The sequence below is a fragment of the Qipengyuania zhejiangensis genome (assembly GCF_035607565.1).
In the GTDB taxonomy this organism is placed as follows: domain Bacteria; phylum Pseudomonadota; class Alphaproteobacteria; order Sphingomonadales; family Sphingomonadaceae; genus Qipengyuania; species Qipengyuania zhejiangensis.
The window spans coordinates 151595-169690 of record NZ_JAYKGO010000003.1 but is presented as its reverse complement, the minus strand read 5'-3'; the positions used below and the strand labels follow the sequence as shown (position 1 = coordinate 169690).

22 protein-coding genes are annotated in these 18096 nt (G+C 63.1%); 13 read left to right on the top strand and 9 right to left on the bottom strand.

Features of this window, described 5'->3' with window-relative positions; genetic code table 11:
* Together VR863_RS08510 and VR863_RS08505 are read right to left on the bottom strand one after the other, a co-directional pair.
* Window positions 1–405, bottom strand: a complete 405-nt coding sequence (locus VR863_RS08510; protein WP_324828035.1) for a PaaI family thioesterase — start codon at window positions 403–405, stop codon at window positions 1–3.
* Window position 406: 1 nt separating this feature from the next.
* Window positions 407–865, bottom strand: a complete 459-nt coding sequence (locus tag VR863_RS08505; RefSeq protein ID WP_324828034.1) for a PaaI family thioesterase — start codon at window positions 863–865, stop codon at window positions 407–409.
* Window positions 866–997: 132 nt separating this feature from the next.
* Here VR863_RS08505 and VR863_RS08500 point away from each other — a divergent pair, with 132 nt between their 5' ends.
* From VR863_RS08500 to VR863_RS08490, 3 genes are read left to right on the top strand one after another with little or no spacing between them, the layout of a single operon-like run.
* On the top strand, window positions 998–1159 hold the full coding sequence (locus VR863_RS08500; RefSeq protein WP_324828033.1) for a hypothetical protein: 162 nt from the start codon (window positions 998–1000) through the stop codon (window positions 1157–1159).
* Window positions 1160–1168: 9 nt separating this feature from the next.
* The gene (locus VR863_RS08495; protein WP_324828032.1) at window positions 1169–2137 is read left to right on the top strand and encodes a hypothetical protein; all 969 of its coding nucleotides are present in this window, start codon (window positions 1169–1171) and stop codon (window positions 2135–2137) included.
* On the top strand, window positions 2125–3036 hold the full coding sequence (locus VR863_RS08490) for a transposase (protein WP_324828031.1): 912 nt from the start codon (window positions 2125–2127) through the stop codon (window positions 3034–3036). Before VR863_RS08495 ends, VR863_RS08490 begins: the two co-directional genes overlap by 13 nt.
* Window position 3037: 1 nt before the next feature.
* Here the strand turns inward: VR863_RS08490 and ruvX are convergent, their stop codons facing one another.
* The 7 genes from ruvX to pyrE are packed head-to-tail and all read right to left on the bottom strand — an operon-like array spanning window position 3038 to window position 8464.
* Window positions 3038–3523, bottom strand: coding sequence for a Holliday junction resolvase RuvX (gene ruvX / locus VR863_RS08485; RefSeq protein WP_324828030.1), 486 nt, complete (start codon window positions 3521–3523; stop codon window positions 3038–3040).
* Window positions 3502–4737, bottom strand: a complete 1236-nt coding sequence (locus VR863_RS08480) for a DUF3089 domain-containing protein (protein WP_324828029.1) — start codon at window positions 4735–4737, stop codon at window positions 3502–3504. Before VR863_RS08480 ends, ruvX begins: the two co-directional genes overlap by 22 nt.
* Window positions 4737–5855, bottom strand: coding sequence for an AI-2E family transporter (locus VR863_RS08475; protein WP_324828028.1), 1119 nt, complete (start codon window positions 5853–5855; stop codon window positions 4737–4739). Before VR863_RS08475 ends, VR863_RS08480 begins: the two co-directional genes overlap by 1 nt.
* On the bottom strand, window positions 5852–6733 hold the full coding sequence (gene lepB / locus VR863_RS08470; RefSeq protein WP_324828027.1) for a signal peptidase I: 882 nt from the start codon (window positions 6731–6733) through the stop codon (window positions 5852–5854). The genes VR863_RS08475 and lepB overlap by 4 nt, the downstream gene beginning before the upstream one ends.
* Entirely contained in the window at window positions 6730–7131 is a 402-nt protein-coding gene (acpS, locus tag VR863_RS08465; protein WP_324828026.1) for a holo-ACP synthase, read from the bottom strand. Before acpS ends, lepB begins: the two co-directional genes overlap by 4 nt.
* Window positions 7128–7886, bottom strand: a complete 759-nt coding sequence (locus VR863_RS08460) for a pyridoxine 5'-phosphate synthase (protein WP_324829247.1) — start codon at window positions 7884–7886, stop codon at window positions 7128–7130. The genes acpS and VR863_RS08460 overlap by 4 nt, the downstream gene beginning before the upstream one ends.
* Entirely contained in the window at window positions 7883–8464 is a 582-nt protein-coding gene (gene pyrE / locus VR863_RS08455; protein WP_324829246.1) for an orotate phosphoribosyltransferase, read from the bottom strand. The genes VR863_RS08460 and pyrE overlap by 4 nt, the downstream gene beginning before the upstream one ends.
* A gap of 210 nt (window positions 8465–8674) precedes the next feature.
* Here pyrE and coxB point away from each other — a divergent pair, with 210 nt between their 5' ends.
* The 10 genes from coxB to VR863_RS08410 all read left to right on the top strand — a co-directional run bounded on the left by coxB (window position 8675) and on the right by VR863_RS08410 (window position 18096).
* The gene (gene coxB / locus VR863_RS08450; protein ID WP_324828025.1) at window positions 8675–9754 is read left to right on the top strand and encodes a cytochrome c oxidase subunit II; all 1080 of its coding nucleotides are present in this window, start codon (window positions 8675–8677) and stop codon (window positions 9752–9754) included.
* Between the two features lie 33 nt (window positions 9755–9787).
* On the top strand, window positions 9788–11506 hold the full coding sequence (ctaD, locus tag VR863_RS08445) for a cytochrome c oxidase subunit I (protein WP_324828024.1): 1719 nt from the start codon (window positions 9788–9790) through the stop codon (window positions 11504–11506).
* 81 nt (window positions 11507–11587) lie between these two features.
* Window positions 11588–12565 (top strand): alpha/beta fold hydrolase, encoded by a 978-nt coding sequence (locus VR863_RS08440; protein ID WP_324828023.1) that lies wholly within the window; start codon window positions 11588–11590, stop codon window positions 12563–12565.
* An 8-nt stretch (window positions 12566–12573) separates the two neighbouring features.
* Window positions 12574–13506, top strand: coding sequence for a heme o synthase (locus tag VR863_RS08435; RefSeq protein WP_434784982.1), 933 nt, complete (start codon window positions 12574–12576; stop codon window positions 13504–13506).
* The gene (locus tag VR863_RS14955; protein ID WP_491848186.1) at window positions 13503–13622 is read left to right on the top strand and encodes a cytochrome c oxidase system small membrane protein; all 120 of its coding nucleotides are present in this window, start codon (window positions 13503–13505) and stop codon (window positions 13620–13622) included. Before VR863_RS08435 ends, VR863_RS14955 begins: the two co-directional genes overlap by 4 nt.
* A gap of 7 nt (window positions 13623–13629) precedes the next feature.
* Complete coding sequence (locus VR863_RS08430; RefSeq protein WP_324828022.1) at window positions 13630–14202, top strand: cytochrome c oxidase assembly protein; 573 nt, start codon at window positions 13630–13632, stop codon at window positions 14200–14202.
* A 67-nt stretch (window positions 14203–14269) separates the two neighbouring features.
* Window positions 14270–15091, top strand: a complete 822-nt coding sequence (locus tag VR863_RS08425) for a cytochrome c oxidase subunit 3 (RefSeq protein ID WP_324828021.1) — start codon at window positions 14270–14272, stop codon at window positions 15089–15091.
* A 100-nt stretch (window positions 15092–15191) separates the two neighbouring features.
* Window positions 15192–15767: an SURF1 family protein gene (locus VR863_RS08420; RefSeq protein WP_324828020.1), complete on the top strand. Its 576-nt coding sequence runs from the start codon at window positions 15192–15194 to the stop codon at window positions 15765–15767.
* 50 nt (window positions 15768–15817) lie between these two features.
* Entirely contained in the window at window positions 15818–17209 is a 1392-nt protein-coding gene (thrC, locus tag VR863_RS08415) for a threonine synthase (RefSeq protein ID WP_324828019.1), read from the top strand.
* Window positions 17209–18096, top strand: coding sequence for a class I SAM-dependent methyltransferase (locus tag VR863_RS08410; RefSeq protein WP_324828018.1), 888 nt, complete (start codon window positions 17209–17211; stop codon window positions 18094–18096). The genes thrC and VR863_RS08410 overlap by 1 nt, the downstream gene beginning before the upstream one ends.

Below are 18096 nucleotides of genomic sequence, written 5' to 3'. Positions count from 1 at the left end.
TCAGACGTCGGTATCGGCAACCAGGACGTTCATCACCGCCGTGGCAATGGGCCGCGCAGGATCATCCTGCCAGGCTTCCACCGTGATGTTGGCGCTGCGGCGACCGAGCTTGGTGATGCGCCCCTTGGCATAGCTGGTCCGGTTCTTGCCGGCGGCCAGGTACTGCACCGTGATGTTGATCGGTTTCAGCAAGGCTTTGCGCCCGATGCGGTCCAGTTCGCTGCGCAGGATGGCGTAACCTGCGCTTTCGAGCAGTCCGCCCGTCGCCCCGCCATGATAATGCTGCGGCCGCCCTTCGACGGTTTCGTCGAATTCGACGGCCATGACAGGGGCGCCGCCCTCCCACCGTTCGAGCGAAATGCCGAGCGAGGCAGCGTAAGGCGTCAGCGCGTTTGCATCGGACATTTCAGTCATGCGTCACCAGCGGCGCGGCAGAGTCGATCTTCATGAAGACTGCCTGGATATGCGCGACCGGATCATCGGCATCGCCGTCATGCGCAAGCCCGCGCACGAACGCGGCGCTGCGCGTCACGCGGTAGCATTGCGAGCGGCCGAATACGCTCGCGCCTTCGCGTGCGGGGCGCACGTAATCCACCCGCAGGTCCAACGTGGCGATGGCGGTGAAATCGTCCATCGCCCGCCAGATCGCCATGCCGCTGGCCATGTCCATCAGGCTGAGTATCGGACCCGAGGCCAGCACGCGCTGCCCGTTGTCACCCAGCAGATCTTCGCGCCAGGGCAGTTCGAGTTCAACCCAGTCGTCGCCGTGGTCGGAATAGCGCAGCCCCAGCCAGCCCGAGTGCCCGCGCCCCGCGAAGTACGGCGTTGCGGCTTCCGGATCGAATTTGCGTGGCTGGCCGGTCATGGCCGGTGCGATAGCGCCCCCTGCGCAAGGCTTACAATCATTTAATTTCAAGCCGCATCGGCTGCACGCCAAGGCCCTGCCTGGCGGGCGTGGACGAAGGGTCGTGGCTCGCCGCAAATTCGGAGAACACGAATGAACATCCCCAAGATCGATATCGCGACCATCCCCGGCCTGGACACGGCCACCGGCCTGTTCGGAAGCCTGGCAAGTGGCGGCGGAGGCGGCATGGACGATTCGCTGATCGTCATCATGGTCTACGTCTACGACACGACGAATGCCCTGGTCGGGCTCTGACAGCCGGACATGCACATCGGCAGGCAATTGAGGGCGTTGCGCGGCGATCGGGCCGCGCAACGCGCAGCGCAAATTGCGATGGAGAATACGCGCGAAAGCTGGCTGTGCCGTCCCGATGTCGGTGCAATGGTTGCCGAGCTGGGACTGTACGGTGCGGGTGCAAGCTGGAGGGAATGCGCACGGTTGCGGGAAATCGCCTCGTGTCACGAAACGGCGAGCGCGCTGGTCGATCCCCTGATCGGGCAATTGTGCGCCACCTTGGGCATTCATCCGATGGGGCACGTTCCTTTCCGTCATCAGTTGAGCGGCGGGACTGCCATCCTGCAATTGGCCAGCGTGGGAAGGGCGGTGATCACCCTTATCGCCTTTGACGGGGCAGAACAGCGCCAGCCCGCATCAAGCATCACCTTTTGCGACGATGAGCGCCATGAAATCGTGCTGAAAGGCGCCGCCGATCTGACGATAGGAGAGATCCTGTCCGAGACGATTGATCGGGGCGTAATCGATTACCGATCACGCCGGATCGTGGAGGGCGAAGCCATGGAGTTCAGCGAGCGGGAGGCGCGGCTGATCGCGCGCGTCCACGGGCGTTTCGTCATATTGCGCATCGCGCGATCCGCACGCAATTCCGGGCCATCGCGGGTTTTCCGACTGGACGACGGGGGATTGGTGCATCGTGCCAGCGGCGACCGCGCGGAAAGCCACCGCGAACTGGCGATGGCGTTGCTGGGCCGGATGGGCCGGCGTGATGCCGCCCCTGCAATGGCGCAGCTTGCCCGGGAGGGGAGCGACCATTTCCGGTGGCAGGCCTTGCGCGAATGCCTCGCGCTGGATGCGCACACCGGATTTGCGGCACTGGATCGGACCGCGCAGGACCCGCTCGATCCGTTGTCGGTCCCTGCCGGTGCGCTGCGGGCTCAACTGATCGAAGCCTATCCCCAACTCTCGCGAACACGGGTGTCTCGATGCCAAGGGTAATTGAACATTCCTCGGCCGAGACGGCCACCGTCGAACAGGTGCTCGACCGGCTCGGCGACGGATTCGATCCCGCTGACGAAGTCGGTACGGACCGCGCCGCGGCGCTGCTTGGACAGCTGGGGAACAACCGCACGTTTCTTGGCGACCTGCTGGTCGACCAGTTGAAGGACAATCGCTCCGATGCGTTCGAAGCCAGCGCCTATGGGCCGCAGGCCATCATGCTGTCGCCCGTTCGTGGCAGGTCTTTCCTGCGCGCGAATATCTGGCCCAGCGCGAACGAGTCCTGCTTTGGCGCCAGCGGCGCGCGCAATTTCGTTTACGGCATACCCCACGATCACAATTTCGACTTTCTGACCGTCGGCTATTTCGGCCCGGGTTATGTCAGCGACTACTTCGAATACGATTACGAATCCGTCGCAGGTTACAGGGGCGAACAGGCGCGCTTGCGCTTCGTGGAAAGAAGCGCGCTGCACGAAGGGCGCCTGATGCACTATCGCGCACATCGGGACATCCATTCGCAACTGCCGCCCGCCGCCATGTCCGTCTCGCTCAACATCATGCACGTGGACCCGGCGCAGGGGTGGCATGATCAGTATGGGTTCGATCTCGACAGCGGAACGGTCAGTGCAGTCCTGAACCCGACATCGACCGAGGTGTTTCTGCGCTGTGCGGTTGGAATGGGCGGCGATGCGGCGCTCGATCTGGCGGATACCTTTGGGCGGCGCCACCCCAGCGAACGGATGCGGTTGGCAAGTTACGAAGCGCGCGATGGCCTGGCATCCGATCCCGCCGTCCGCGATGCATTATGGCGCCAAGCGGAACGGTCGGGGAGCGTCCTGCTGGCGCATGAGGCGAAGGTCCGAAGGAAGCGCCTCGAGACGATGCAGATCGGAACGTAACCTAAAGGAAGCCACCGGCCAGCGCGTCGATCGCGCCCTGCAGGATAACCGCCGCCGCGTGGCTGTCGATCCGTTCGGCGCGGCGCGCACGGCTCATGTCCTGGGCGATCATGGCACCTTCCGCACTGGCTGTGGACCAGCGTTCGTCCCACAGCAGAACGGGCAGTCCGAGGGCTGCGGCGATGTTGCGGCCATAGGCGCGGCTCGCCTGCGCCCGCGGCCCCTCGCTGCCATCCATGTTGCGCGGCAGGCCGACGACGACGCCCTTGATCGAACGCTGCTCGACTATGGCCCGCAAGGCTTCGCTGTCCTTGCCGAATTTGCCGCGACTGATCGTCTTGCCCGCGGTGGCATAGCGCCAGCCCGCATCGCAGGTGGCAATCCCGACGGTCTTGGTGCCCACGTCCAGTGCAAGCAGCGCCCCGCCATCGGGCAGCGTGTCACCGAAATCCAGCGCGTTGTCGGTTACGATCGGGTTGTCGTCCACGCCCGCACCCGTTCGACCACATCTTCCTGAAGGTTCTTCCAGAACAGGGGAATATCGTAGACGTGATAATTGCCGCCCGGCAGAACCCCTTCGCCCAGCGTTGGCGGATCGCCGATGTAAAGCAGGCCTCCGACACCGCATCGCGCAGGCACCGCACCTTGGACAAGTTCGCCCGATGCCAGCCCCTCGTCGGGCACCAGAGTCCCCAGATTGGCGCTGGCAGGTGCCTGCGCGCCCGCGCCGCCCGTCAGCGGATTGACGCAAACGATCGGTCCGTCCCCGCGCGGCGCACCGTCATAGCCAGGCGTAGCGCGGTAGCGTTCCATGATGAGCGATGCGTCGCCTTCGTCGGCGAAGGAAGACCAGGAAAGCACGCAGCCGGTCTGGCCGGACGCGGCGCAGGCGGGGAACGGAAGCGCGGGAAGATCGTGTTCGACCGAAATCGGCCAACCGGGCGCGTATACGGCGACCACCCGATCGGCGAGGGCGGTCCCGCCAACTTCATCGCGCAGCAGGCGCAGGACATGCGCGGCGCCCTGGCTGTGGCCGGCAAGCACGATCGGTTTTCCGGGATCGACGCTTTCGACGAAATAGCGGAACGCCTGGGCCACATCGGCATACGCGGCATCGATTGCCTGCTGGGCTTCGGGCTTGTCGGTCAGAAACGCACCGGCGGCGGCCTGGCGGTATTTGGGGGCCCAGATTTCATCCGCCCGATTGAACGGGCTGGCCAGCCCCTTGAGGAAGGTGCGGGCGCGGCTGTCGGTGGTCGGATCGTCCAGAACCGCGTTCCAGTCTCCGCCGGCCTGAATGTAACTGGTCGGCGGGACGAAGAAGACCGCGAAAGACGGCAGTGCCTGCGCATCTGCCGGCTCTCCGGCAACCGATGGGCCGACGTCGCTGAGATCGGGTTGATCGAGGCTGCGTTCCGCAGCCGGTGCATCGGGCGAAGGCGCGCGGGTTGCGGGGTCGACCGGTGGCTGGGCGATTGCCGGCTGGTAGCGGGCCGGATCGTTGGTGCCGATCCCGGGGCGCGAATACCACATCTCCGGGTCCTGATAGGCGTTCGACGCCAGCGGTTCCTGCTGCACGAACTCGCCGCGCGGCACGAACGCGATCTGCGTGGCTTCGCGTGACCAGATCGACAGGGCGATGGCCCCGGCAATGAACACCGCGATGATGACCGCCACGATATAGAGAAACTTGCGCGCCACTATACAGCCTCCGCCGGGGCGCCGTCGGCGGCCCCCTCGTCAACGCTTTCCAGCCGCGCCGAACGCCTTTCCAGCGCAACCTTGATCATCGCCAGCAATGGATCTGCCAGAGCAAGCCCGAGGATGCCGAACAGCACGCCGAAGATCAGCTGGGCCGAAAGCACCAGGGCAGGTGCCAGATCGACCGTCTTCTTCGCAATCATCGGCACAAGGATGTACCCGTCGAAGTTCTGGACCAGGAAATAGACGATGATGGTGTAGACGCCCATGTCGGTGCCGCCGGAAAATCCGATCAGGACCATCAGCACACCCGAAATGATTGCGCCGATGTTGGGTATGAAGGCCAGCAAACCGGTCAGCAGGCCCAGAAGGGCCGCCATCGGCACACCGTAGATCGCCAGAAGCGCCCAGGTGAAAATCCCCTCCGCGACCATGCCGACCAGACGGCCTGCCAGCAGGCGGCGCATGGTGTAGGCCTGATAGCTCAACGTATCGTAGAACGCGCCGCGGCGGTTTTCCGGGATCATCCACGCAACGCCGCGTTCGTACACGCGCGGGTCCACCGCGAGGTATATCCCGATGATGCCGATAAGCAGCACGGTCGTCAGGCCGCCGAACAGGCCACCGATCGCCTTCGTTACCGTGCCTACGCCGCTCATCATGTTGCTGGCGATGCTCTGCACGTTCGCCTGATCGATGGCGAAACCCTTGGACTGCAGATATTCGAACAGGCGGGTCAGCTGGTCGCTGATGATCGTCGGAAATTCTGCGGCCTGCTGGGAAATCTGCGAGCCTGCAAAATAGCCCAGCCAGACAAAGAACGCCGTCGTCAAAAGGAGGACGATCGCCACGCGAAAGCCGCGCCCGATCGGAAGGATGCGACCCAGCAGCCGGGCTCCGCCATCGATCATCGCGGCGAAAACCATAGCGCCGAAAATCACGAGCAACGATTGGGATATGTGGACGGCCAGGACGATGAACCCGATCACCAGGCCCCAGATAAGGGCCCGCGCCGCTTCGAACCGCAGTTCGGGGCTTGAAATGCGTGTCGGGCTCGCGCCAGGGTCGCTCTCGTCGTCCTTGCCTTTGCCGTGTTCGGACGACGATGTGCCTGTCATTGCGCGGTTTTCCTTTCGACCAGCGGAGGTCGCAAAGTGCTCCACGAACGGCCTTCGCGCAAGCTGGTATACCAGCTGACGGGGTTGAGCGACGTGGTTCCGTCGAGCGAAAAGGTGATGAATTCCGCACGTCCGCCGATATTGGCGAGCGGGACAGGGCCCAAGAGGCCGCGGTCGCTGGATACTTCGCGGCTATCGGCGGAATGGTCGCGGTTATCGCCCATCACGAACACCGCATCGTCGGGCACGGTGATTTCGGCGAAATCGTCGAGCGACTGGTTCTCGTGGTCGATGACGAGGTACGTTGCGCCATTGGGCAGCGTTTCGCGCAGGACCGGCACGCGGCAGGTGCGCTTGCCGGCATCGTCGGTGGCGCGAAAATCATCGAAGCCGAAACCGTCGCAGCGTGAATTGGCATCGAATGGAAGATCGAGCGCCGGTTCGACCTTCTGCGGAACAGGCGTACCGTTGAGAATTACCTGGCCGTTTCGCACCGCGATCGTGTCACCGGGAAGGGCGACGACGCGCTTGATGTAATCCTCGTCACGCAGTGGATGAACCGGGATCACGATGTCCCCGTACTCAGGTGTCGAGCCGAAGATCCGCCAATCGCTGCGCGGGGCAAGGTGAAAGCTGATTGAGGACCAGTTCCAGCCATAGGGGTATTTGCTGACGATCAGCCGGTCCCCGACCAGGAGGTTGGGCATCATGGATTCGGACGGGATATAGAACGGCTTGGCGATGAAGCTGTGAAAACCGACCACGGCGAGCAGCATGATCGCCAGACCGCGCAATTCGGCGATCCAGTCGACTTTCTCGTCGGAATTTTCGGGCTTTTTCTCGGAAAGATCGTTCATTGCCGGTGTGCCGGTGCTCATGCAGGGAGGGCCTCGATGATAACGTAGGCCTGCGCCCATGGGTGATCGTCGGTGAGGGTGAGATGAATGCGCGCCTCATGGCCCGCCGGGACCATTTCCGCAAGCCGGATCGCCGCCCCGCCGGCAAGTGCCAGCGTGGGGGCACCGGACGGCGCGTTGACGACGCCGATATCCTTCATGAAAACGCCCCGGCGAAACCCCGTTCCCACGGCCTTGGAGAAGGCTTCCTTCGCCGCGAACCGCTTGGCATAGGTGCCCGCGATCGTGAACGGGCGGCGGCGCGCCTTGGCGATTTCGATTTCGGTAAAGACACGGTTCTCGAACCGTTCCCCAAAGCGTTCCAGAGAGTTCTGGATTCGCTCGATATTGCACAGGTCCGAACCCAGGCCGATGATCATGGCTTGCCGCCCTGGTCGCGCGCTTCGTCCATCAGGGTCCGCATTCGTCGCACCGCTTCTTCCAGCCCGACGAAAACCGCCTCGCCCACCAGGTAATGGCCGATGTTCAGTTCAGCCAACTGGGCAATGGCGGCGATCGGTTTGACGTTCTCGTAGGTGAGGCCATGCCCTGCGTGGGGTTCGACCCCCATGTCGACCGCCAGCGCCGCCATCCGGGCAATGCGGTCCAGCTCGCGCATTTCACGTTCCGCATCCCCATCAAGGCCGGCGTGCGCGTATTCGCCGGTATGAAACTCGACCACTTCTGCGCCGAGGCGCTGGGCCGTCTCGAGCTGGCGTTCGCTCGCCTCGATGAACAGCGATACGCGAATGCCGTTGTCGCGCAGTTTCCACACGATGGGGGCGAGCTGGTTATGGAGGCCCGCAGCATCCAGCCCGCCTTCGGTTGTGCGTTCCTCGCGCTTTTCGGGGACGATGCAGGCAGCGTGCGGCTTGTGCGCGAGCGCGATCGCCAGCATTTCCTCGGTCGCGGCCATTTCCAGATTCAGCGGAAGATTGGTGGCCGCCTGAATGCGCTTGAGATCATCGTCGCGGATATGGCGGCGATCTTCGCGCAGATGCGCGGTAATACCGTCACCGCCGACTTGCGCGACGATCTGTGCGGCCCGCACGGGGTCGGGATGGTCGCCGCCCCGCGCGTTGCGAATGGTGGCGACGTGGTCGATGTTGACCCCGAGGCGCAAGGGCCGGATCAGGACTTGCGGCTCCCCGGCTTGGTAATCGGGATCATGGCCAGACGGGCCGGAACTTCGCCTTCGGCATAGGTCGGAAAGTTCAGAGTGATGAGCGGGAAAAAGGGAACGCCGAGATCCGCCTCGCCGTTCGAGCGGTCGACCAGCGAACATTCCGCGATCACTTCGCCGCCTTCGCGGCCCACGGCCGCAATCGCCTCGCGGCTGGACAGACCCGTCGTTACCACGTCTTCGACCATCAGCACCTTCGCACCCGGTTCCAGCCGGAAGCCGCGGCGCAGCTCGAACACGCCTTCCGGGCGTTCCAGGAACATGGCGTCCTTGTCCAGCGCACGGCCCATTTCGTGGCCGATGATCAACCCGCCCATGGCGGGGCTGACGACCACGTCGATCTGCGACCGAACATCGCGGGGGATAGCCTGAGCCAGAGCGCGGGCAAGATTTCCGGCCCGTTCCGGGTTCATGAGCACGCGCGCGCACTGCAGGTAATGCCCGCTGTGGCGTCCCGAGCTAAGTTTGAAGTGCCCTTCGAGAAGGGCTTCGCTGGCACGAAATTCGTGGATGATTTCTTCTTCGGTCATACGGTGCTGGCTCAAAGCGGTTTGCGACGCGTTGCGCAAGAGGCAAACGATTATGCATATTTTTGTCCCCTCACAGCTTGAGGCGCACGCAAACCCTGCCTATAGGCACCCCAAATCGCGTCCTGCGTCAGGCCATTGCCTGCGCGTGCGCGATCATGACGGGTCCTTCGTGACCCAGCCGAAAACGAGACACGAAAGAGCGTCCAGACGATGAAATTTCTCGGCTCCCGCAACGGGTTCCACCGGAGTGTCGCCAGCCTGTGCATGGCCGGCCTGCTTGCTTTTGCACCGCAAGCCGCAAGCGCGCAGGATGAAGCGATCGCCCCCGCGCCAGAAGCGACCACGGCGGCCGCTCTCGAGTCTGTCGATCCTGCCGTTGCGGCGGACGCTTCGACGACCGATGTCGGCGCCGGCGCCAGCGCGTACACGCCGATGGCCCCGACCGAGGGCAAGGGCATGCCGATTGCCAAGGCATGGGACGTCCAGAAGCAGTATTCGCCCACTGGCGAATATGCGAACGGCCTCCACACCTTCCTCATCTGGGTGATGGCGATCATCAGCATCTTCGTGCTGGGACTGCTCATTTACGTGGTTGTGCGCTTCAACAAGCGGGCCAATCCGGTTCCCTCCAAGACCAGCCACAACACGCTGATCGAAGTCGTGTGGACCGTGGTTCCGGCGCTGATCCTGCTCGGCATCGCGATCCCGTCGATCACGCTGATCGCCAAGCAGTACGAAACGCCGCCAAAGGATGCGATCACCGTCAAGGCGATCGGTTACCAGTGGTACTGGGGCTACTCCTATCCGGACAACGGCGATTTCGAAATCGTTTCGAACATGCTGACCGAAGAAGAGGCTGCAGCCCGCGGCGAGCCGCACCAGCTGGGCGTGGACAACCGCATGGTTCTGCCCGTGGGTGTTCCGATCCGCCTTCAGACCACCGCAGCCGACGTGATCCACTCGTTCGCCGTACCCAGTCTCTGGTTCAAGCTCGATGCGGTTCCCGGTCGTCTGAACGAGAAGATGCTGACCATCAACGAACCTGGCGTCTATTACGGCCAGTGTTCGGAACTGTGCGGCGCGCGCCACGGCTACATGCCGATTGCGATCGAAGCGCTGCCGATGGACCAGTACAACGCCTGGGTCCTGGCACAGGGCGGCAAGATCGCCGGTGCCGAAGAAGCTGGTGTGGAAGCAGCCCCCGCGGCCGCTCCGCTCCAGCAGCCCGAAAGCGCGGTACCCGGTGCCGCCGGTGCAGGCGCCGCCCCGGTCGAAGACGCGACCACCTAAGAATTACGACGATCAGCTCGAGAGTATAGCACGATGGCCACTACCGCCGACAGCTTCCAGGCACACCACGACGACCACGCGCACGATGCCGACCACAAGCCCGGCTTCTTCGCGCGCTGGTTCATGTCCACCAACCACAAGGACATCGGTACGCTGTACCTGATCTTCGCGATCATCGCCGGCATTGTCGGTGGCGCGATTTCGGGCATCATGCGTATGGAGTTGGCCCAACCGGGTATCCAGTACCTCCAGTTCTGGGCCGAGCTGATGGGCGGCAACGCCGACTTCGATACCTCGCTCCACATGTGGAACGTGTTCATCACCGCGCACGGTCTGATCATGGTCTTCTTCATGGTCATGCCGGCAATGATCGGCGGCTTCGGCAACTGGTTCGTGCCGCTCATGATCGGTGCGCCGGACATGGCGTTCCCGCGCATGAACAACGTGTCCTTCTGGCTTACTGTTGCCGGTTTCTTCAGCCTGATGTTCTCGCTCTTCGTGCCCGGCGGCACGGGTCCGGGCGCGGGCGTTGGCTGGACCGTTTACGCACCGTTGTCGACGACCGGTTCGACCGGTCCCGCAGTGGATTTCGCCATCTTCTCGCTGCACCTTGCCGGTGCAGGTTCGATCCTTGGCGCGACCAACTTCATCACCACCATCTTCAACATGCGCGCGCCGGGTATGACCCTGCACAAGATGCCGCTGTTCGTATGGTCGGTGCTGGTAACCGCATTCCTTCTGCTTCTGGCGCTGCCTGTGCTGGCCGCTGCAATCACGATGCTGATTACCGACCGTAACTTCGGCACGACCTTCTTCGATCCTGCCGGCGGCGGTGATCCGATCCTTTACCAGCACCTGTTCTGGTTCTTCGGCCACCCTGAAGTGTACATCATGATCCTGCCCGGTTTTGGCATGGTCAGCCAGATCGTCGCCACCTTCAGCCGCAAGCCGGTGTTCGGCTATCTCGGCATGGCATACGCCATGGTCGCGATCGGTGTGGTCGGCTTCGTCGTGTGGGCGCACCACATGTATACCGTCGGTCTCGACGTGAACACGAAGATGTATTTCACCGCTGCGACGATGGTCATCGCGGTCCCGACCGGGGTCAAGATCTTCAGCTGGATCGCGACGATGTGGGGTGGCTCGATCACCTTCAAATCGCCGATGGTCTGGGCGCTGGGCTTCATCTTCCTCTTCACCGTGGGCGGTGTGACCGGCGTCTATCTCGCCAATGGCGGCGTGGACGACGTGGTTCACGACACGTACTTCGTGGTGGCTCACTTCCACTACGTGCTGTCGATGGGCGCGGTGTTCTCGCTGTTCGCCGGCTTCTACTACTGGTTCCCGAAGATGAGCGGCCGGATGCATTCCGAATTCCTCGCTCACGCGCACTTCTGGGGCTTCTTCATCGGCGTGAACGTGATTTTCTTCCCGCAGCATTTCCTGGGCTGGCAGGGCATGCCTCGCCGTTACCCCGATTATGCGGATGCCTATGCGTACTGGAACGAAATCAGCACGATCGGTTATGAAATCATGGCCGCATCGATGTTGCTGTTCTTCGCCAACCTGGTGTATGCGTTCATCTGGGGCAAGAAGGCGGAAGACAATTACTGGGGCGAAGGCGCCACGACGCTCGAATGGAGCCTGTCGAGCCCGCCGCCGTTCCATCAGTTCAGCGAACTGCCGGTGATCGAGGACCACCACGATCACCACAATCACCTGCCCACTGGCGGCAAGCCCGCATCGGCGTAAGGCCGCGGCAGGACGAACAAGCAGCGGCCGGTCCCTTGCGGGCCGGCCGTTCGCATATCGGCCGTGTGGATCGCGAAGGAGATGACGATGCCGGAAATGCGGACAGTCGACGTTGGTGAACTGAACCTGCGCTGCGCGATCGAAGGGCCCGAGCCGGGCTCTGCCCCGCTGGCGATCATGGTCCACGGCTTTCCGGAAAGCTGGTACAGTTGGCGGCACCAGCTTGGTCCTGTCGCGGACGCCGGGTTTACAGCGTGCGCCATCGACGTGCGTGGTTATGGCGGTTCGGACAAGCCGCAGCCCGTCGATGCCTACGCCATGGAGCGCATCGTCGGAGACCTCGTAGGGCTTCGCAAGGCGCTGTCACCCGACCGTCCGGCAATCCTGATCGGACATGACTGGGGTGCGCCGATCGTCTGGAACAGCGCGCTCACCAACCCCGAGCATTTCAGCGCGGTCGCCGGAATGTCGGTTCCGTTCGCGGGCGTTCCCAGCCGTCCGTTTACCGAGGTGTACGAAGAACACTTCACCTCGCAGGGCAGGTTCTTCTACCAGGAATATTTCCAGGAGCCCGGAGTTGCCGAGGCCGAAGCGGAAAAGGATCCGCGCGACTGGGTCCAGCGGATGATGTATTCCATCAGCGGCGATGTTCCGCCCGGCGATTACTGGAGCAAGCCGCTCGGCGCTACCTTCCTCGAAGGGCTTCCCGATCCGCAACCCGTGGGTTGGCTGACCGAAGCGGACATGGATTTTTATGAAGGCGAGTTTCGCCGGTCGGGCTTTCGTGGCCCGCTCAACCGTTACCGCAACCATGTCGCCGATTTCGAATGGCTTCAGAACTGGCGGGACAAGCGCATCGAACAGCCCGCGCTGTTCATTGGCGGAACGCGCGATCCCGCGACGTTTCTGTTCGGTGCGATCACCGATCCCGTGGGCATGATGCGGATGTTCGCCCCGAAGGTGGAGGGCCACGTTCTTGACGGCGTGGGCCACTGGACCCAGCAAGAGCGGCCCGATGAGGTCAACCGCTTGCTGATTGACTGGTTAAACCGGCTCTGAGCCCCTATATGCAGCCCGATTCCATGACCCAGGCAACCCCGATCCAACTTCCCGCGGAATGGCGCGACTTTTTCGCGCTGACGAAGCCGCGTGTGATGACGCTGGTGATCTTCACCGGCCTGTGCGGATTGCTGGCTGCGCCAGGGTCGATCAATCCCGTGATCGGTTTCACCGCAATTCTGTGCATCGCGCTGGGGGCCGGCGGATCGGCTGTGATCAACCAGTGGTGGGAAGCCGATATCGACGCGGGAATGAAACGCACCGCGAACCGGCCGCTGCCGTCGGGACGCATGAACCGGACCGACGCGCGCGATTTCGGGATACTGATCTCGGTCGCATCGGTGCTGATCATGGGCGTCGCGGTCAACTGGCTGGCGTCGATCATTCTGGCCGTTGCCATTGTCTACTACGCGGTGATCTACACCATGTGGCTGAAGCCGCGCACACCGCAGAACATCGTGATTGGCGGCGGCGCTGGGGCATTCCCGCCGATGATCGGATGGGTGGCGGTAACCGGCGATGTGACCCTCATGCCGGTCCTGCTTTTCACCATCATCTTCATGTGGACTCCGCCGCATTTCTGGGCGCTCGCCCTGTTCGTGAAGACCGATTATGCAAATGTCGGCATCCCGATGATGCCCGTGGTGAAGGGCGAAAAATCCACCCGTCTCCAGATGCTCGCCTATTGCGTGGCGCTTGTGCCTGTGGCCGCGGCACCGTGGTTCATTGGCGGTACGGAGTATGTGTACGGGATCGCTTCGCTGGCGCTATCGCTCGCATTCCTCGCACTGAGCGTACCCGTCGCGTTCCGGACGGCGGGCGAAGGTGACAAGATGGTGCCCGAAAAACGCATGTTCGCCTTTAGCGTGTTCTACCTTTTCGCGTTGTTCGCCGCCCTGGTCGTCGACCGGTTGCTGGCGGCAAATGGAGTAATCGGATGACCCCCGAAGAAAATGCCGAATACAAGCGTCGCCAGAAAAGCCGCAATCTCGTGCTCGGCGGGATTCTGCTTTTTCTCGCCGTGTTGTTCTATGTGATAACCATCGCCCGGATGTGAGGATGCGATGACTGCCGCTACGCTCGAAGCCCGCAAGAACCGCACGGCCTTCCTGGCCCTGCTCGGCGCATTGGCAATGCTCGGCCTCGGGTATGCCGCGGTGCCCCTCTATCAATTGTTCTGCCAGGTGACGGGCTTTGGTGGCACGACCCAGCGTGCAACCGAAAGCGAGGCGGCGCAGGCCGAACGGCTCGGTGCAAGCGCTGGCGGGCGCACGATTTCTGTCCGTTTCGATGGCACGACCGCAGGCGATGTTCCGTGGAGCTTCCGTCCCGAACAGGTCACCGACACGGTGACCATCGGCCAGCGCGACATGGCGATCTATATCGCCCGAAACGATTCGAACGAACGCATCACCGGCACGGCGACCTTCAACGTCGAACCCGAACAGGCCGGGGCCTATTTCAACAAGATCCAGTGTTTCTGTTTTACCGAACAGACGCTGGAGCCGGGGCAGCAGGTGCGTATGCCGGTGCTCTATTTTGTCGATCCAAAGGCGCTGGATGACCCCAATATGGACGGTGTCGAACAGATCACGCTGTCCTATACTTTCCACCGTGCGATAGATTCCGCGGAGTAGGGCCTAGACCCGCGCCCCGCTGCGCGATAAGGGCTGCCACGCAAGCGACACACAGGACGCGAGAATAATGGCTGGCAACGTCAATCACGAATACCACATCCTCGAACCGGACATCTGGCCGCTCATCGGCTCGGTATCGGCTCTTACCTTCACATCGGGCATGGTGCTGTTCATGCACGACATGGCCAGCGCGCACCTGGTGCTGGGCCTCGGCATTGCCGGTCTGATCGCCACTTTCTTCAGCTGGTTCTCGAACATCGTGAAGGAAGCCCAGCGCGGTGACCACACGCCGGTCGTCCAGCTGCACATGCGTTACGGGATGATCCTGTTCATCGCTTCGGAAGTGATGTTCTTCGTGGGGTGGTTCTGGAGCTGGTTCGATTTCTCGCTGTTCCCCTCGGAAATTTCCGAAGTGGTCGGCGGACAGTTCCCGCCGGTCGCGATCGAAGCGGTGATGGATCCGTTCAGCCTGCCGCTGCTCAACACCCTGATCCTGCTGTGTTCGGGCACCACGGTAACCTGGGCCCATCATTCGCTGATCCATGGCGACCGTGAAGGCCTCAAGAAGGGCCTGTGGCTGACCATCATGCTGGGCGCCTTGTTCAGCGCGATCCAGGCTTACGAATACATGCACGCGCCGTTTGCATTCGGCGGCAACACCTACAGCTCGGCCTTCTACATGGCGACCGGCTTCCACGGGTTCCACGTGCTGGTCGGCACGATCTTCCTGATCGTCTGCCTGGTTCGCACCTACAAGGGCCATTTCACTCCGCGCCAGCACTTCGGTTTCGAAGCGGCAGCCTGGTATTGGCACTTCGTCGACGTGGTGTGGTTGTTCCTCTTCATCGTCGTCTACGTCTGGGGCGGATGGGGCGCGACCATCCACTGATGTCTCCGGGCATATCTGATTATCGCGAGGGGCAGTCCGGCTTGGCCGCGGCTGCCCCTCTCGGTTTTGGCCGTGCCTGCGCAACCCCGAAGGACCACCTGTGACACGAGTACCCGTGATCCCCACCATCATCGTCGCCGCCGCCATTGCGACGATGATCGCGCTCGGCGTCTGGCAGCTCAACCGCATGGACGAAAAGCAGGCGATGCTTGCACGCTACGGCGCGGCCCAGACGATGAGCGCGCAAGTCCCCTATCCGGCCGATCCCGCCGGTATCGACGCGGTTCTCTATCGCCAGACATCGGTGACCTGCGCCAGCCTGTCCGGCGCGACGACGGTTGCGGGCCGCAGTGCTGCCGGAGAGCCCGGCCTTGCCCACCGCGCCACCTGCAACCTTCCGAACGGGCAGGCCGTTACGCTGGACTTCGGTTTCTCGCGCGATCCGGCACCGGTGGAATGGGGTGGGGGCGAAGTGCGCGGAACGATCGCGCCGGGTGGCCGGATCGTCGCAAGTCAGGGTGTGGCAGGCCTCGAACCGCTGGCCCGCCCCGATCCGGCGAACATCCCGAACAACCACCTGGCTTATGCGGGGCAATGGTTCTTCTTCGCGCTTACGGCCCTGGTGATTTACATCCTCGCGCTCAGGCGCCGGGGCAGGGACGCTTCGGCCGGATAAAGAGCCGTTTGCTTGCCCGCTCCACCATGCGCCGCTAACCGGCTTGTCCGATGAAATATGTATCCACCCGTGGCAGCGCGCCTGCGCTCGATTTTGCCGGCGTCACGCTGGCCGGCCTCGCCAGCGACGGGGGGCTTTATGTTCCCGAATCATGGCCGACATTCTCGCCCGACGAGATCGCGGCCATGCGCGGTCTCCCCTATGCCGAACTGGCTGCGCGGATCATGCAGCCGTTCGTGGGCGATTGCCTCACACCGGAACGCCTGCGCGAACTGACGGGCAGGGCCTATGGCCGTTTCTCGCACGCTGCCGTGACCCCGCTCGCCCAGCTGGATGAACGCAACTGGCTGCTGGAACTGTTCCATGGCCCTACGCTGGCATTCAAGGACGTGGCCCTGCAAATGCTGGGCCTGCTGTTCGAGGAATTCCTGTCGCGCGAAGGCGGCAGCCTGACCATCGTCGGCGCCACCAGCGGGGATACTGGCAGTGCCGCGATCGATGCGGTCGCCGGGCTCGATCGGGTGGAGATTTTCATGCTCCATCCAAAAGGCCGCGTCAGCGACGTGCAACGTCGCCAGATGACCACCGTGCGTGCGCCCAATGTCCATAATGTCGCTATCGAAGGCAGCTTCGATGACGCACAGGCGATGGTGAAGCGGATTTTTTCCGACACGGACGTGACGGCGAACCACCGTATCGGCGCGGTCAATTCGATCAACTGGGCGCGGCTGATGGCGCAGGTTGTGTATTATTTCGCCGCCGCGCTGCAACTCGGCGGGCCGGAACGCGCGATCGCCTTCAGCGTGCCCACGGGCAATTTCGGTGATGTCTTCGCCGGCCATGTTGCCGCGCGCATGGGCCTGCCCATCGAACGGCTGATCGTCGCGACGAATGTGAACGACATCCTGCACCGCGCGCTCAGCGCCGGCGATTACACCGCTGGGACGGTTACCCCCACGGCTGCACCCAGCATGGATATACAGGTAAGTTCGAACTTCGAACGTCTGCTGTTCGATGTGGGCGGGCGCAACGGCGCCGCCATGGGCGAACAGATGCGCGCCTTCGAAGCCCAAAAAACCATGCGCCTCACCAACGCCCAGCGCGAAGGGGCCGCGGCGCTTTTCACCAGCGCGCGCGTGGATGAAGGCGAAACCGCGCAGTCGATGCGGTGGGCGTACGAACATTGCGGCGAGACGATCGACCCGCATACCGCCATCGGCCTCCATGCGGCGCGCACCGTGCCATTGCCTGCCCAGACTCCGGTGGTCACGCTGGCCACCGCGCACCCGGCCAAGTTCGGCGACGCGGTGGAACGCGCCACCGGCATCCGCCCTTCCTTGCCGACCCGTGTGGGCGATTTGTTCGCGCGCGAGGAAGCCTATGTCGAACTGCCCGGAACCTACGAAGCGGTGCGGGCGCATATCATGGACACCGCTGCCTGATGGCCGATCTGGTACGGGAACCCATGCTCATGGTTGGCGAAGGCTGGGACAGCTATCGCTTGCTCGACAGCGGTGACGGGCGGAAGCTGGAAAGCTTCGGCCCGCACAGCTTCATCCGCCCCGAACCGCAGGCCATGTGGTCGCCCCGGATCGAGGATTGGCAAGCGAACAGCGAATTCGTGCCAGGGGCGGACGAGGATGGCGGCGGCCGCTGGACCGCATCCAGCGACTTGCCCGACGAGGGCTGGCCGCTGGGGTGGAACGAGGTGCGCTTCACGGCGCAACCCACGCCATTCCGCCACCTCGGGTTTTTTCCCGACATGGCCCCCGTATGGGACTGGATGCGCGACCAGCTGTGCGATTCGACCGACGCCGAAACGCTCAACCTGTTCGGTTACACCGGGGTGGGGTCGCTGGCGCTCAGTAAGCATGGCCGCGTCACCCATGTCGATGCGAGCAAGAAATCGGTCGCGCAGGCCCGCGAGAACGCCGAACTTTCGGGAATGGATGACCGTCCCATCCGCTGGCTGGTCGACGATGCGGCCAAATTCACCGCGCGCGAAGTGCGCCGTGAAAACCGCTATGACGGCATTATTCTTGATCCGCCCAAGTTCGGGCGAGGGCCAAAGAACGAAACCTGGCGCCTTGAGGATTGCCTGCCCGGCCTGGTGGCGGATTGCCGCAAGCTGCTGGACGCCGACAGCCGGTTCCTGTTTCTCACCGTTTACGCCGTCCGCATGAGCAGCCTGGCGCTTGCCGGCCTGCTGGACGAAGTGTTCGACGGTTTGCCCGGCCGGATCGAACACGGCGATCTTGCGGTGCAGGAACAATCGGGTGGTCGACTTCTTCCAACCGCGATTTTCGCGCGCTGGTCCAATCCGCGCTAG

Coding starts and splice junctions, on each gene's coding strand:
- VR863_RS08510 (WP_324828035.1), bottom strand. CDS start 405: ATGTCCGATGCAAACGCGCTGACGCCTTACGCTGCCTCGCTCGGCATT.
- VR863_RS08505 (WP_324828034.1), bottom strand. CDS start 865: ATGACCGGCCAGCCACGCAAATTCGATCCGGAAGCCGCAACGCCGTAC.
- VR863_RS08500 (WP_324828033.1), top strand. CDS start 998: ATGAACATCCCCAAGATCGATATCGCGACCATCCCCGGCCTGGACACG.
- VR863_RS08495 (WP_324828032.1), top strand. CDS start 1,169: ATGCACATCGGCAGGCAATTGAGGGCGTTGCGCGGCGATCGGGCCGCG.
- VR863_RS08490 (WP_324828031.1), top strand. CDS start 2,125: ATGCCAAGGGTAATTGAACATTCCTCGGCCGAGACGGCCACCGTCGAA.
- VR863_RS08475 (WP_324828028.1), bottom strand. CDS start 5,855: ATGACAGGCACATCGTCGTCCGAACACGGCAAAGGCAAGGACGACGAG.
- lepB (WP_324828027.1), bottom strand. CDS start 6,733: ATGAGCACCGGCACACCGGCAATGAACGATCTTTCCGAGAAAAAGCCC.
- acpS (WP_324828026.1), bottom strand. CDS start 7,131: ATGATCATCGGCCTGGGTTCGGACCTGTGCAATATCGAGCGAATCCAG.
- pyrE (WP_324829246.1), bottom strand. CDS start 8,464: ATGACCGAAGAAGAAATCATCCACGAATTTCGTGCCAGCGAAGCCCTT.
- coxB (WP_324828025.1), top strand. CDS start 8,675: ATGAAATTTCTCGGCTCCCGCAACGGGTTCCACCGGAGTGTCGCCAGC.
- ctaD (WP_324828024.1), top strand. CDS start 9,788: ATGGCCACTACCGCCGACAGCTTCCAGGCACACCACGACGACCACGCG.
- VR863_RS08440 (WP_324828023.1), top strand. CDS start 11,588: ATGACGATGCCGGAAATGCGGACAGTCGACGTTGGTGAACTGAACCTG.
- VR863_RS08435 (WP_434784982.1), top strand. CDS start 12,574: ATGCAGCCCGATTCCATGACCCAGGCAACCCCGATCCAACTTCCCGCG.
- VR863_RS14955 (WP_491848186.1), top strand. CDS start 13,503: ATGACCCCCGAAGAAAATGCCGAATACAAGCGTCGCCAGAAAAGCCGC.
- VR863_RS08430 (WP_324828022.1), top strand. CDS start 13,630: ATGACTGCCGCTACGCTCGAAGCCCGCAAGAACCGCACGGCCTTCCTG.
- VR863_RS08425 (WP_324828021.1), top strand. CDS start 14,270: ATGGCTGGCAACGTCAATCACGAATACCACATCCTCGAACCGGACATC.
- thrC (WP_324828019.1), top strand. CDS start 15,818: ATGAAATATGTATCCACCCGTGGCAGCGCGCCTGCGCTCGATTTTGCC.
- VR863_RS08410 (WP_324828018.1), top strand. CDS start 17,209: ATGGCCGATCTGGTACGGGAACCCATGCTCATGGTTGGCGAAGGCTGG.